The 13,120-nt window shown below is 65.2% G+C and carries 12 protein-coding genes; 3 read left to right on the plus strand and 9 right to left on the minus strand.

Features of this window, described 5'->3' with window-relative positions; translation table 11 throughout:
* Positions 1-125: 125 nt before the first annotated feature.
* The 3 genes from CK489_RS25770 to CK489_RS25780 form a co-directional block, all read right to left on the minus strand.
* Positions 126-1,991 carry an ABC-F family ATP-binding cassette domain-containing protein gene (locus tag CK489_RS25770; RefSeq protein ID WP_095734269.1) on the minus strand — a complete coding sequence of 622 codons (1,866 nt, stop codon included), beginning with the start codon at positions 1,989-1,991 and terminating at the stop codon, positions 126-128.
* Between the two features lie 108 nt (positions 1,992-2,099).
* Positions 2,100-2,270 carry a hypothetical protein gene (locus CK489_RS25775; protein ID WP_167350144.1) on the minus strand — a complete coding sequence of 57 codons (171 nt, stop codon included), beginning with the start codon at positions 2,268-2,270 and terminating at the stop codon, positions 2,100-2,102.
* A gap of 248 nt (positions 2,271-2,518) precedes the next feature.
* The gene (locus tag CK489_RS25780) at positions 2,519-2,785 is read right to left on the minus strand and encodes a sulfur globule protein precursor (RefSeq protein ID WP_095734270.1); all 267 of its coding nucleotides are present in this window, start codon (positions 2,783-2,785) and stop codon (positions 2,519-2,521) included.
* A 350-nt stretch (positions 2,786-3,135) separates the two neighbouring features.
* Here CK489_RS25780 and ndk point away from each other — a divergent pair, with 350 nt between their 5' ends.
* Positions 3,136-3,558: a nucleoside-diphosphate kinase gene (gene ndk, locus CK489_RS25785; RefSeq protein ID WP_016847423.1), complete on the plus strand. Its 423-nt coding sequence runs from the start codon at positions 3,136-3,138 to the stop codon at positions 3,556-3,558.
* Between the two features lie 112 nt (positions 3,559-3,670).
* A complete protein-coding gene (locus CK489_RS25790) occupies positions 3,671-4,510 on the plus strand; it encodes a TerC family protein (protein ID WP_050627572.1) in 840 nt (279 codons plus the stop codon).
* Between the two features lie 42 nt (positions 4,511-4,552).
* Here CK489_RS25790 and CK489_RS25795 read toward each other — a convergent pair whose 3' ends face one another.
* Positions 4,553-5,791 (minus strand): acyl-CoA dehydrogenase family protein, encoded by a 1,239-nt coding sequence (locus CK489_RS25795; RefSeq protein WP_094193857.1) that lies wholly within the window; start codon positions 5,789-5,791, stop codon positions 4,553-4,555.
* A 138-nt stretch (positions 5,792-5,929) separates the two neighbouring features.
* Positions 5,930-6,775: a LysR family transcriptional regulator gene (locus tag CK489_RS25800; RefSeq protein WP_050627573.1), complete on the minus strand. Its 846-nt coding sequence runs from the start codon at positions 6,773-6,775 to the stop codon at positions 5,930-5,932.
* A 110-nt stretch (positions 6,776-6,885) separates the two neighbouring features.
* Here CK489_RS25800 and CK489_RS25805 point away from each other — a divergent pair, with 110 nt between their 5' ends.
* Complete coding sequence (locus CK489_RS25805; protein WP_349626946.1) at positions 6,886-7,842, plus strand: quinone oxidoreductase family protein; 957 nt, start codon at positions 6,886-6,888, stop codon at positions 7,840-7,842.
* A gap of 74 nt (positions 7,843-7,916) precedes the next feature.
* Here the strand turns inward: CK489_RS25805 and ppx are convergent, their stop codons facing one another.
* From ppx to CK489_RS25825, 4 genes are all read right to left on the minus strand, one after another.
* Entirely contained in the window at positions 7,917-9,419 is a 1,503-nt protein-coding gene (ppx, locus tag CK489_RS25810; RefSeq protein ID WP_095734272.1) for an exopolyphosphatase, read from the minus strand.
* 12 nt (positions 9,420-9,431) lie between these two features.
* Positions 9,432-11,636 carry an RNA degradosome polyphosphate kinase gene (locus CK489_RS25815; protein WP_095734273.1) on the minus strand — a complete coding sequence of 735 codons (2,205 nt, stop codon included), beginning with the start codon at positions 11,634-11,636 and terminating at the stop codon, positions 9,432-9,434.
* Between the two features lie 132 nt (positions 11,637-11,768).
* Positions 11,769-12,446, minus strand: coding sequence for a P-loop NTPase family protein (locus tag CK489_RS25820; RefSeq protein ID WP_095734274.1), 678 nt, complete (start codon positions 12,444-12,446; stop codon positions 11,769-11,771).
* Between the two features lie 94 nt (positions 12,447-12,540).
* On the minus strand, positions 12,541-13,083 hold the full coding sequence (locus CK489_RS25825; RefSeq protein WP_095734275.1) for a CDP-alcohol phosphatidyltransferase family protein: 543 nt from the start codon (positions 13,081-13,083) through the stop codon (positions 12,541-12,543).
* Positions 13,084-13,120: the final 37 nt, after the last annotated feature.

Genomic DNA, 13,120 nt, shown 5'->3' on the forward strand with positions numbered 1-13,120 from the left:
CGCGGCGGATGCGGCTGACGGGACTCGTCGTTCGACGATCGCGCAACAGTGACCATCGGTGATTATGGGTCCCTGCTTTCGCAGGGACGACACCGAACATGCGGCTCCGCCCGGTGGATCATGCTCTAGTTCGCGGCCTGGTCGAGTTCGGCGCTGGCCTCCAGCCACTCTTCCTCGGCGCGTTGCAGCGCGCTCTCGGCACCGGCGCGCGCCTTGGTCAGCTGCGCAGCCTGCTTGGGATCGCGGGTAAAGATATCGGGCAGCGCGAGCGCGGTATCGATCTTGGCGATGATGCCGTTGATGCGCTCGATCTCGGACTCGGCTTGCGTCACCCGCTGGCGGGGTGAGGCGCGCCTTTCATTGCGAATGCGCTCGGGCTTTGCGGCGATCTCCTTGGCGCGCTCGCGCGAGGCGGTCCGTCCGTCATTGGCCGACAGGATCATGCGGCGATACTCGTCGAGATCGCCGTCATAGGCCGTCACGGTCTGGTTCGCCACGACCCACAACCGGTCGGCGCAGGCTTCGATCAGATAGCGATCGTGCGAGACCATGATGATGGCGCCGGGGAATTCGTTGATCGCCTCCGCCAGCGCCGCGCGGCTGTCGATATCGAGATGGTTGGTCGGCTCGTCGAGGATGATCATGTTCGGGCCGTAGAACGTGGCAAGCCCGAGCAGCAGCCGCGCCTTCTCGCCGCCCGACAGGCTCCGCACCAGCGTGTCGCCGGCCTTGCCGGAGAAGCCGATCGCGCCGACCCGGCCGCGCACCTTGCTCTCCGGCGCCTCGGGCATCAGCTTGCGGATGTGATCATAGGGCGAGCCGTCGAGATTGAGCTCGTCGACCTGGTGCTGGGCGAAATAGCCGACCGAGAGCTTGTCGGCCTTGGTGATCCTGCCCGAGAACGGCGCGAGCTTGCCCGCCAACAGCTTGACCAGCGTCGACTTGCCGTTGCCGTTGGAGCCGAGCAGCGCGATGCGGTCGTCGCTATCGACGCGCAGCGTCACGCGATTGAGCACCGGCTTGCCCGGCTCGTAGCCGACCGAGACGTCATCGACCGCGATGATCGGCGGCGACAGCAGCTTCTCGGGCGCCGGGAACGAGATCTCGTGAACGTCCTGGGTCACCAGTGCGGTGATCGGCTTCATCCGTTCCAGCATCTTCACGCGCGACTGCGCCTGGCGGGCCTTGGAGGCCTTGGCCTTGAAGCGGTCGACGAAATCCTGCAGGCGCTTGCGCTCATCGGCCTGCCGCTTGGCGTGCTTGGCGTCGAGCAGCTCGCGCGCGGCGCGCTGTTCCTCGAACGAGGAGTAGGTGCCCTTGTAGAGCGTCAGCTTGCCGCGATCGAGATGCAGGATCTGATCGACCGAGGTGTCGAGCAGATCGCGGTCGTGGCTAATCACGATCACTGTGCGCGGATAGTTGGCGAGATGGTTCTCGAGCCACAGCGTGCCTTCGAGATCGAGATAGTTGGTCGGTTCGTCCAGCAGCAGGAGATCGGGCGCGGAGAACAGCGTCGCCGCCAGCGCCACGCGCATGCGCCAGCCGCCGGAAAATTCCGCGCAGGGCCGCGCCTGGTCTGACGTCGAGAAGCCGAGGCCGGAGAGGATCGCCGCGGCGCGGGCGGGAGCGGAGTGGGCGTCGATGTCGACCAGCCGGGTCTGGATCTCGGCGATCCGATGCGGATCGTGCGCGGTCTCGGCCTCGCGCAACAGCGCGTCGCGCTCGAGATCGGCCTTCAGGACGACGTTGATCAGACTTTCCGGCCCGTCCGGCGCTTCCTGCGCGAGGCTGCCGATCCGCCAGCGCGGCGGCAGCGTGATGCTGCCGCTCTCGGTCGGCAGGTCGCCGCGGATGGCATGAAACAGCGTCGATTTGCCGACGCCGTTGCGGCCGACAAATCCGACGCGGGCTCCGGGCACGATTTGCACAGAACTGTGATCAATCAGGAGCCGTCCGGCGATCCGGACCGAGATGTCAGTGATGGAGAGCATGCAGCGTTGTCACCGGACCCGCTGCCAAACGCAACCCGTCTGTTGGTAAAATCTGTCCGGGCGACGGCCCCGAAAGAGCGTTTGGGCTGCCGGTCAGCCCAAAGCCAACTAGTGATGATCGCCTTCCCGTCGTTGCATCTCGTCGAGAAGCTGTTGCAGGCGGGACGACAGCGCGGGCTCCGGCCGCATGCTCTGCTGAAGCCGTTCACCCACGGCATCGCAGATGTAACGGCAGGTCTTGTGGTCGATCTGATCGGCGTCGTTGTCGATCTTGGTCATTGTCATCGTCATGGCTGGTCTCTCGGCAGATCTCTTCGATGTTTCTTGGCGAGTTCCACCTCGCGTGTTCGGCCAATGCTCGCCATGACAAGTCGCGACCCCGAATTTGGTTTCCGTTCTGCCTTACTCTCGCCTTCAGGTGGTGGGGCGCGTGGCGCCGCCGGGTTCCCAGGTGGACACGAAAAAAGCCCCGGCGCGAGGCCGGGGCTGAGGTCAGTCAGGGGAGCAGGCGATAGAGACCAGATGGATCAGTAGCAGCGGTTGACCAGGCGCCAGCGGGGACCCCACGGGGTCGGCACCACGCGGCGCACGTAGCAGCCGCCGTAGCCATATCCGTAACCGCCGTAATAGGCCGGACCACCGACGATGACGCGCGGGCCACCCCACCAGCCGTGGTGCCATCCACCGTGCCAGCCGCCATGCCAACCGCCCCATGCCGAGGCGGAGGTCGGGGCGAGCGCGGCGGCGCCGAGCGAAATTGCGGCAATGGCGGCCAGCGTAATCTTGCGTAACATGATCGTCTCCTCGAGCTATGGGCGCGCGCGGCGCGCCCGCGGTGACATCGTTTCCCGAGACGTCCTGTGAGGCTTGCGGATGGGGGGCCAGCAAGGCGTCCGATCGGTGGAGAGCCTATGCGGGTGGAGCTGAACGGCAGCGGCACGGCGCTGACAGAATGGGTTCACCTAGGTGAAATCGCGGTAAGCCGGGCGAGCCGGTCGCGGCCCCAAGGCCGAGCGAATGGCGGTTTTCGTCTTGAAAATCCATCAAAACTAAAGGCTAACGCGTCACAGGGTCGCTTGCCGTTACCCCATCGCGCCGATATAAGCCCCCGCAACTCCCAGCCACCGTTTACAAGGACGAAATCATGGCGATTGAACGCACCTTTTCGATCATCAAGCCCGATGCCACCGAGCGCAACCTGACTGGCGCGGTCAATGCGGTGATCGAGAAGGCGGGCCTGCGGGTCGTCGCGCAGAAGCGCATCCGCATGACCCGCGGCCAGGCCGAGACCTTCTACGCCGTCCACAAGGCGCGCCCGTTCTTCGGCGAGCTGGTCGACTTCATGACCTCGGGCCCGGTGGTGGTCCAGGTGCTGGAAGGCGAGGGCGCCATCCTGAAGTATCGCGACGTGATGGGCGCGACCGATCCGTCGAAGGCGGCCGAAGGCACCATCCGCAAGCTCTATGCGAAGTCGATCGGCGAGAACTCGGTGCACGGTTCGGATGCGCCGGAGACCGCGGTGATCGAGATCGCGCAGTTCTTCGCTGGTAACGAGATCGTCGGCTAACGACGTACAACTGAAAGTGACACGGTCTCCTTGAGGAGACCGTGTCGAAATAGACTGGGGAGCGGCGGACGACCGCCGCCAGGGGCGGCCGCAAGGCCGAATAGGACTCGCTGTGGACTGGCTGTGGCAGATCTTTGATCCGGCGTACATCGGCGCGTTCTTCACCGAGTTCAAGAACGAGATGGCGACGCCGACCTTCTGGGTCGCCGTCGGCAAGATCATCTGGATCAATGTCCTGCTGTCGGGCGACAACGCGCTCGTGATCGCGCTCGCCTGCCGCGGGCTCGCGCCGCGCCAGCGCCTGTGGGGCATGATTCTCGGTGCCGCCGCGGCGGTGCTGCTGCGCGTCATCTTCACCGGCATCGTCGCCAGCCTGATGGAGCTGCCTTTCCTGAAGCTGGTCGGCGGACTGGCGCTGATCGTGATCGCCGCCAAGCTGCTGGTACCGGAGCAGGAGGACGAGGACGGCGTGCAGGCGGCCTCGCATCTGTGGGCCGCGGTGCAGATCGTCGTCGTCGCCGACATCGTGATGAGCCTCGACAATGTGATCGCGGTGGCGGCTGCCGCCAATGGCAGCGTGCCGCTGCTGGTGCTCGGCCTTGCGATCAGCGTTCCCTTGATCGTTGCCGGCGCGGCGCTGATCATGGCGCTGCTCACCAAGTTGCCGATCCTGGTCTGGGCAGGCGCCGCGCTGCTCGGCTGGATCGCCGGCGACGTGATCGCGACCGATCCGGCGGTGCATCCGAAGCTCGATGCGCTGTTCGCCGGCTCGCTCGGCGCCAGGCTCGATTCCTGGCTGACGTCGCTCGGGATGTCGCCGCAATTCGCCCATGGCGGCAGCGGCGGCGAAATCACGCTCGCCGTGCTCGGCATCATCGTGGTGCTGGTGATCGGATCGCTCTGGCGCCGTCACGCGCTCCGCAAGGCCAAGCACGCCGCCAAGGCGGCGTGACCGGCTCCTGCGATCGCTCGCTTCGGGCGGGCCACGGAATCGTCAACGGAACGCATCGATCCCGGTCAGCGCGCGTCCGACGGCAAGCGTATGAATTTCATGCGTGCCTTCGTATGTCGAGACAGCCTCGAGATTGATCATGTGGCGGATCGGCGCAAATTCCAAAGTAATGCCGTCACCGCCATGCAGGGCGCGGGCTTCACGTGCGACCTCAAGACCTGCCTGAACGTTCTGAAGCTTGCCCAGGCTGAGCTGCGCGGCCGTCACGCACCCCTGTTCTCTCAGGCGGCCGAGATGAATGGCGAGCATGGTGGCGTGGCCGACCTTCGAACACATCACCGCAAGGCGCTGCTGTGTGAGCTGGAAGTTCGCCAGCGGACGGCCGAACTGTGTTCGCGCGAGCGATCGCTCCAGTGCCGCGAGGAAGCAGTCGCGCGCTGCTCCCGCCGCGCCCCAGAGAATCCCGTAGCGCGCTTCGCTGGTGCAGGAGAGGGGCGCGCGTGGGCCAAGCGCAAGGGGAAGCAACGCCGATGCCGGCAGCCGAACGTCGGAGAGGCTGAGTTCCGTGGAAGAGGAATGGCGCATCGCGACCTTGTCGCCGATGTCGACGGCGCTGAAGCCGGTGGTTCGGGTCGGGACGACGAAGCCACGAATCCCATCGTCGGTCTTCGCCCAGACGATCGCAATGTCTGCATCTACGCCATTGGTGATCCAGCGCTTGCTGCCATTCAGCACCCAGTCGGGACCGTCCCGCCGGGCCACCGTCTGCATGCCGGCGATATCGCTGCCGGCATTGGGCTCGGTCAACGCGAAGCAGCCGACAGCCTCGCCTGTGGCAAGCTGCGGCAACCATTCCGAACGTTGGTCCGGCGAACCGTACTCGGCCAGCGCGAACATCACGAGGTTGTCTTGCGTTGAAACGAGCTGCCGAAAGGCGGTGTCGCCTGCTTCGAGCTCGAGCATCTGCAAGCCGAACGAGACTGCAGGCGGGATCCGGGCGGCAGATTCCCCGATCAATCTGCCGAACATCCGGTGCCGGCCGAACAGCTTCGTCAGTTCGCGAAGGGGCGGCCTTGTCTTGAACCAATCCCGTGTATGGGGCTTCAGCTCTGTTTCGACGAACTGCCTCACGGCATCGCGTTCGCTGCGCTCCGCAGGTGTGAGCAGCAGGTCGAGTGCCAGGAAGTCCGCCGGGCTCGAAGTGTCCTTGCCATGCAGTACTTCCGGCAGCAGCCATACCTGTTCGGCGGCGTCATGTTCCACAAGCGATACGTTCGCCATTTCGAATCGTCCTCCTTTGCGAGACCGGCATTTGCCTGCGAGCGACCTGTGCATCGCGGTGGTGCGGAGGAGAACTGCCGATCTGTGCGCAGTTCCTGTGCGCAAACGCGCAGAAGTGTGGCTACGAGATGTCCCGGCTCACCTCAGGCACTGGGTTATGGTCACGAGGTGATCGATCACGACGCGGATCCGTGCCGAGCGGCCGATGTCGGGGTGATAGACGAGCCACAATTGGCGCGTGGCTTCCTCGCTTTCAGCCACGCAGCGGAGCTCCTTGCAGTCCGCCGCGAGTACGTGGGGTACGGCGGCGAGCCCCATCCCGGCGCGGGCACCCGAAATCAGGGACACCAGATCGTTGGCAAGCATCACGATGGGCCGATCTCCGGCGAACTTGCGCAACCAGCGTTGCTGCGGAGAAGCGTCAAGCGCTTCGTCATAGGCGAGAAAGACCCGATCTGGCTCGGCGACCTCGTCGAGATAAGCGTGCGCACCGTAGATGCCGTATCGCAGGTGGCCCAGGTTCCGGATCGTCAAGCCGCTGTCCTCGGGGCGTGACAGCCGCAACGCAATATCGGCTTCGCGGCGGGCGAGGCTCGCTGCGGCGGTAGCACCGAGAACGTCGAGAACGAGACCGGGATGATCCCGGCCCAGAGCCGCAAGCCGAGGAACCAGCCAGAGGCTTGCGAACGCAGGCGGCGCGCTGATCCTAACCCGGCCATTGATCGCAGCCTCACCGCCTTCGAGGCGTTGAATCGAGAAGACAGCTTCTTCGAGTGAGCCGACGCGTTCGGCGATACGTTCGCCTTCGGCCGTCAACACATATCCGCGTGGCAGGCGATCGAACAGCTTGATCTTGAGCGCGCGCTCCAGGCTGTCGATACGTCGGGCGACCGTCGAATGGTCGGCGCGAAGCCGGCGGGCGGTGGCCGAGAGATTGCCCTGGCGCACCAGTTCGGCAAAGAAACGCAGGTCATCCCAATCCATGTGCGAATTTTTGCACAGAAACTGCGCGGAGATAAGGAATTCTTGCGCGCAGGCGGTCGCCCTAGGTTGGCCTCACCATCTGGAGACCACCAATGACCCTGAGCATTGCCATGACCGCGCCCGGCGGCGTCGACGTCTTCGCGCCCGTTCGCGCGGACCTTCCACATCCGGCCGCCGATGAGGTGCGGCTGCGTCAAACCGCGATCGGCGTTAACTTTGTCGATATCTACCAGCGCATGGGGCTTTATCCCGTACCCAGCATGCCCGCCGTCCTCGGAGTCGAGGGTGCCGGCATCGTGGAAGCTGTCGGGACCGAGGTCGAGGCGTTTCGCATCGGCGATCGTGTCGCCTATGCCGGCCTGCCGCTCGGCGGCTATGCCGAAGCGCGCAACCTGCCGGCCAGCAGGCTGGTGCGCATTCCCGACGGGATCGATGACCAGACCGCAGCGGCCGCCATGTTGCGCGGCATCACTGCGCACATGTTGCTCGATCGCGTCTGCCCGGTCCGTCAGGGCATGGTGGTGCTCGTGCACGCCGCCGCGGGAGGACTCGGGTTGATCCTCACGCAGTGGGCAAAGCGGCTCGGCGCAACTGTGATCGGTACGGTCGGCTCCCCCGACAAGGCAGAGCTTGCGCGCAGCCACGGGCTCGATCACGCGATCCAGTATCGCGAGACGGATTTCGTCGCGGAGGTTCGGCGTCTAACCGATGGCGGCGGCGTCGACATCGCCTATGACGGGGTGGGCGGTGAAACGTTGATACGGACGCTCGATGCGATGAAGCCGTTCGGCAGCATCATCAGCGTCGGCCAGGCCAGCGGCTCTTTGCCGGCGATCGCGCTCGGCGAGTTGGGACCCCGTCGGTCATTGTCGCTCGCGCGGCCCAGCTTCTTTGCCTATGCCAGCGATCCAAATTCCTACGCCCGCGCTACGGCCGCCTTGTTTGAGCAACTCGGACGCGGCCTGAAGATCAAGATCGGCGCCGAGCTTCCACTGGGCGACGCTGCCAAAGCGCATCTCCGTCTCGAGCAAGGTGCAACCGTCGGGTCCATTTTGCTCAGGCCGTAACGACCGCCACAGCTCTCGAATTGAATCATCCGACAAGGAAGCCCGGTTCGATCCTGGTGGTGTCGGGAACGCTCCTAGCGCCGCACGATCGAGCCGGCGCGCCCGACGAGCCGCGCCAACTGCCTGAAGCGGCTGCCGACGCGATCGGCGACCAGATCGACCATCCGATGCTCGAACACCAGCATCAGCTTGCGGCCCTGGGTGCGGAAATGGGTCGCCGGCAGCACGCCGGTGCGCGCCGCCGTGATCAGATGCGCGACCCGGAACGCGGCGCCGAGCACGCGCGCACGCTCGTCCATCGCCGGCGTCACCAGCGAGCGGATCTGCGGCGGCGGTTCGTTCTCCTCGCTGAGGCCGGCATAGCGATAGAACACCGAGAGCGCGACGAAGGCGCGGCCCTGATGCGTGATCGAGCCGAAATTGCCGTTCATGATCAGGCTGAGGGTTTCCTCGCCGCGGTGATCGGGATGCACGCGCCAGCCGATGTCGGAGAGCAGGCAGGCGACGTGACGCAGCCTGCGGTCCTCCTCGGTCTCGCGCAGCCTGACGACCCGCACCAGGCGGTCGGTCCAGGCAGTCAGCTCCTTGGCGTGGCGGGCGGAGCGTGACAGCAGCTCGTTGAGGTTCTGCGCGGCGCAGGCGAGGCCGTCCTTGGCGCGCTCGGCCGGCGGCAGCATCTCGTAGAGCAGGCCCTCGCGCACGCCGAAGGTCGAGAACACAATGGTCTTCGGCTGGGCCACGCGGATGATGTATTCGAGCACGAGCGCGGCGTAGGCCAGCAGCGGCCGCCGCGCATCGGCGATCGATTCGATATTGGCCAGCATGTTGGTGGCCGCCAGCCGCCGCAGCCGCTGCGCGAAGTCGAGCGCATCGGCGGCCGGGATCGAATAGCCGTGCATCACCTTGAGCGGGTAGCCGCTCTGGATGATGTGGATGCGCGCCAGCGCACGCCAGGTGCCGCCGACCGCGTAGAAGGTGCGGCCGCGGCCGGTCTTGAGCTGGGCAACGCCGAGCAGCTCGTTCTTGACGATGCGTTCCGCGCGCTTGAGCGATTTGTTCGAGAGGTCCTGCAGCGCGAGGCTGCCGAGCGGCAGCGTCACGCCGCTGCGCACGCGGTTGCCCTTGACGTCGATCAGTTCGAGTGAGCCGCCGCCGAGATCGCCGACGATGCCGTTCGGATTGTGCACGCCCGAGACGACGCCGAGCGCCGACAGCTTCGCTTCACGCGGTCCGGTGAGAATCTCGATCTTGGCGCCACAGATGCGCTCGGCCTTGGCGATGAAGTCCGGACCGTTCTTGGCGTCGCGGCAGGCCGCGGTCGCGATCGCATAGACGCGGCCGACCTGCTGGATCCGGCACAGCGCGCGGAAGCGGCGCAGCGCGGTCAGCGCCTTGTTGACCGCGTCGATTGCGAGCAGGCCGGTGCTCTGCACCTCGCGCCCGAGCCCGCACAGCGCCTTCTCGTTGAAGATCGTGATGAGGCTGCACGCCATCGACTCGTAAACCACGAGACGAACCGAGTTCGAGCCGATATCGATCACAGCGACGCTGGAAGCGCGCTTCCGCGGCCGCTTCACCGGTAGGCCCCCTTAAGACGATGGCTGCTGACGCTCGTTGCGACGCGTGAGACGGCGCGGTGAAGATTCCTTGAGAGACTTACCACGGCCGGACAGACTCGGATTTGTCATAAAATAGTCATGCAGGTTGAAGGGCTCTTCGCCCTTCGCGGCCTTCATACGCGTTGACGATCCGTCGGGCAACAATTGCCAGCTCTGCTCGGTGTCCTTCAGGTTCGCGACCATGATCTGTTCGAGAACCTGCTGATGCACCGTAGGATTTTGCAGCGGACAGAGAACCTCGACGCGGCGGTCGAGGTTGCGCGGCATCATGTCGGCGGACGAGATATACACAGCAGCTTTTGTGCTCGGCAGGCCCTGGCCCATGCCGAAGCAATAGATTCGGCCGTGTTCCAGGAACCGGCCGATCACCGATTTGACGCGGATGTTCTCCGACAATCCCGGGAGGCCGGGCCGCAGGCAGCAGATGCCGCGCACCACGAGTTCGACCGAGACGCCGGCCTGCGAGGCCTCGTACAGCGCGTCGATGATGTCGGGGTCGACCAGCGCATTCATCTTCATCCAGACCGCGCCCGGCCGTCCGTGCTTGACGTGGGCGATCTCGCCATGGATGTGCTCGATGATCCGCTTGCGCAGCGTCAGCGGCGACACCGCCATCTTCTCGATGTCGCTCGGCTCGGCATAGCCGGTGATGTAGTTGAAGACCCGCGCGACGTCGCGACCGATGATCGGATCCGAAGTGAAGTAGGAGAGGTCGGTGTAGATGCGCGCGGTGACCGGATGATAGTTGCCGGTGCCGGTGTGCACATAGGTCGTGAGGTTGCCGCCCTCGCGGCGCACCACCATCGACAGCTTGGCATGCGTCTTCAGTTCGATGAAGCCGTAGACCACCTGCACGCCGGCCCGCTCGAGGTCGCGCGCCCAGCGGATGTTGGCTTCCTCGTCGAAGCGCGCCTTGAGTTCGATCAGCGCGGTCACCGACTTGCCGGCTTCGGCGGCCTCGGCGAGCGCACGCACGATCGGCGAGTTGTTCGAGGTGCGATAGAGGGTCTGCTTGATCGCGACCACGTCGGGATCGCGCGCAGCCTGCTGCAGGAACTGGACGACGACGTCGAAGGATTCGTAGGGGTGGTGGACCACGAGGTCCTTCTGGCGGATGGCAGCGAAGATATCGCCGCCATGGTCGCGCACGCGCTCGGGGTGGCGCGGCACGTAGGGCGGGAATTCGAGGTCGGGGCGATTGAGGCGGGTGAGCTGCGACAGCTCGTTCATCGCCAGCACGCCGTCGACCAGGATCACTTCATCGTCGGCTGCCGACAATGCGTGCTGCACGAAAATGCGCAGCTCTTCGGGCATCGAGGCCTCGATCTCGAGCCGGATCACCGACCCGCGCCGGCGGCGCTTCAGCGCGGTCTCGAACAGGCGCACGAGGTCTTCGGCCTCTTCCTCGATTTCGAGCTCGGAGTCCCTGATGATGCGGAATGCACCCTGGCCCTTGACGGTGTAGCCGGGGAACAGGCGGCCGATGAACAGACCAGTGGCCTGCTCGAGCGTGATCAGCCGCGCCGGAGCTCCTTCCTTTGTGGTGGGAATACGGATGAAGCGGTCGATCTTGCCGGGCATGCGGATCAGCGCGTTCATCGCCTTGCCGTCGGAGATCCGCGACAGCTGCAGCGCGACCGTGAAGCCGAGGTTCGGGATGAACGGGAAGGGATGCGCCGGATCGATCGCCAGCGGGGTCAACAGCGGAAAGATGTTGTGGAGGAAGTGATCCTCGATCCAGGCGCGCTCGGACTTGGTGACGTCGCGCCCATCGACTAGCTGGATGCCGACCTTGGACAGGATGTCACGAAGGTCGCTCCAGATCGCCTGCTGGTCGGAGGCGAGCTGCGACACCGTCTTGTTGATCATGACGAGCTGCTCGGCCGGCAGCAGGCCGTCCGGGCTGCGCTCGGCGATACCCTCGCGGACCTGCGCCTTGATGCCGGCGACGCGCACCATGAAGAATTCGTCGAGATTGTTCGCCGAAATCGACAGGAAGCGGACCCGCTCCAGCACGGGATGGCCTGTGTTGACCGATTCCTCGAGCACCCGGCGGTTGAAGTGCAGCCAGGAGAGCTCCCGGTTGATGAAGCGCTCGGGGCTGCTCGCGATCGCGGGGACGGGCGGGAGCTCCGCCTCTTTCTCTTTGATTTCAGTTGCTTGTGCGGAGTCCATCAAGTGCTGGTCCAATTCGGGGCAGGGGGCCGGAGCGGTCTAGCCGAAGGCCGCAGAGACCATGTGATATTGCGATGACGTTTCGATGACATTGATGTTCCGCCCGCCCGCGCCGTCAAGCCGCAGGTCGGGTCAGGCGTCCCGCAACAGCTCCGCCGCCAGCGCCCGGGTGACCGGCCGGCCGAGCCGCAGCGCCTCGGTATCGAGCAGCTCGACCGCCTGGCGGACGGCGGTATAGGAGCGCTCGATCCGGTTGGTCAGGTAGCTGACCAGCGGTTCGTCCACGCTCATCTGGCGGTCGGCGCAGAATTTGACGATCAGGCCGCGGAACAGCTGGTCGTCGGGCGGCAGCAGCGTCACGATCGGCACCGCGCGAAGCCGCGACCGCAGATCGCGCAGCTCGATCTCGAATGCCGACGGCGGGACGCGCGCCGTGATCAAAACGAAGGCATCGTCCTGGCGCGCCAGATTCATCAGGTGAAACATCGCGCGCTCGTCGAAATCCGACGGCCGCAGATCCTCGATCACCAGCGCGCCGGTCGCAAGCGCCGTCGGCACCGCCTCTGCCGTCAGCGCATGCGCCGCGGTCGAGCGGGCGCCGGCGCTCTCGGCCCAGATCGCGGCGAGGTGGCTTTTGCCTGAGCCGCCGGGCCCGACCAGCAGCATGATTCGGTTCGGCCAGTCGGGCCAGCCGTCGATCAGTGCCAGCGCGGCTTCGTTGGCGGGCCCCTCGAGGAAATCGTCGCGGGTCAGTTTCTCCTCGTGCGGCAGGGCCAAGGCCAATTGACGAGGTTGAACGCTACCGGCCACGCAAGTCTCCAAACCACTTCATTCTAGCATGATCCCTGCGCAAACGCTTCGCGTTTGTCGCGGAAAAACCGGTTTCCACTTTTCCGGATCGTGCCTACCGAGCCTCGATCGTGCTCATGTGCCGCACCCACTCCACGAGATAGAGGGACACCGAACCCAAAGTAAAGATCGTGACCAGGCCCATCAGGATCCAGTCGTAGGGATGCGGCTCGAAGCCGAAGCCGAGCGAGGCCAGCACCAACGCCGCGAAGCCGACCTGCGCCACCGTGTTCAGCTTCGACACCATCAGCGGCTTCATCTCGACCGGCTTGTCGAACAACCATGACACAATCACGGCGGAGACGATCATGATGTCGCGCGACACCACGAGAATTACGATCCAGCGCGGCACTGCGCCCCAGATTCCGAGCGCGACATAGATCGACACCAGCAGCGCCTTGTCGGCGAGCGGGTCGAGCAGGGCGCCGAGCTCGCTCGTCATGTTGAAGCGCTTGGCAAGGAAACCGTCGACCGCGTCCGAGACGCCGGCGATCACGAAGATCGCGAATGCGATCTCCATCTGGCTGGACACGATGGCCCAGACGATCACCGGCACCAGGATGATGCGGCCGAGGGTAATGATGTTCGGAATGCTCAACTTGAATCGCTTCCCGGCTAGAAGCCTGATTTTACTC

It is taken from the genome of Bradyrhizobium sp. UFLA03-84 (assembly GCF_002289535.1).
Classification (GTDB): domain Bacteria; phylum Pseudomonadota; class Alphaproteobacteria; order Rhizobiales; family Xanthobacteraceae; genus Bradyrhizobium; species Bradyrhizobium viridifuturi.

Coding starts and splice junctions, on each gene's coding strand:
- CK489_RS25770 (WP_095734269.1), bottom strand. CDS start 1,991: ATGCTCTCCATCACTGACATCTCGGTCCGGATCGCCGGACGGCTCCTG.
- CK489_RS25775 (WP_167350144.1), bottom strand. CDS start 2,270: ATGACCAAGATCGACAACGACGCCGATCAGATCGACCACAAGACCTGC.
- CK489_RS25780 (WP_095734270.1), bottom strand. CDS start 2,785: ATGTTACGCAAGATTACGCTGGCCGCCATTGCCGCAATTTCGCTCGGC.
- ndk (WP_016847423.1), top strand. CDS start 3,136: ATGGCGATTGAACGCACCTTTTCGATCATCAAGCCCGATGCCACCGAG.
- CK489_RS25795 (WP_094193857.1), bottom strand. CDS start 5,791: ATGGCGAACGTATCGCTTGTGGAACATGACGCCGCCGAACAGGTATGG.
- CK489_RS25800 (WP_050627573.1), bottom strand. CDS start 6,775: ATGGATTGGGATGACCTGCGTTTCTTTGCCGAACTGGTGCGCCAGGGC.
- CK489_RS25805 (WP_349626946.1), top strand. CDS start 6,886: ATGACCGCGCCCGGCGGCGTCGACGTCTTCGCGCCCGTTCGCGCGGAC.
- CK489_RS25815 (WP_095734273.1), bottom strand. CDS start 11,636: ATGGACTCCGCACAAGCAACTGAAATCAAAGAGAAAGAGGCGGAGCTC.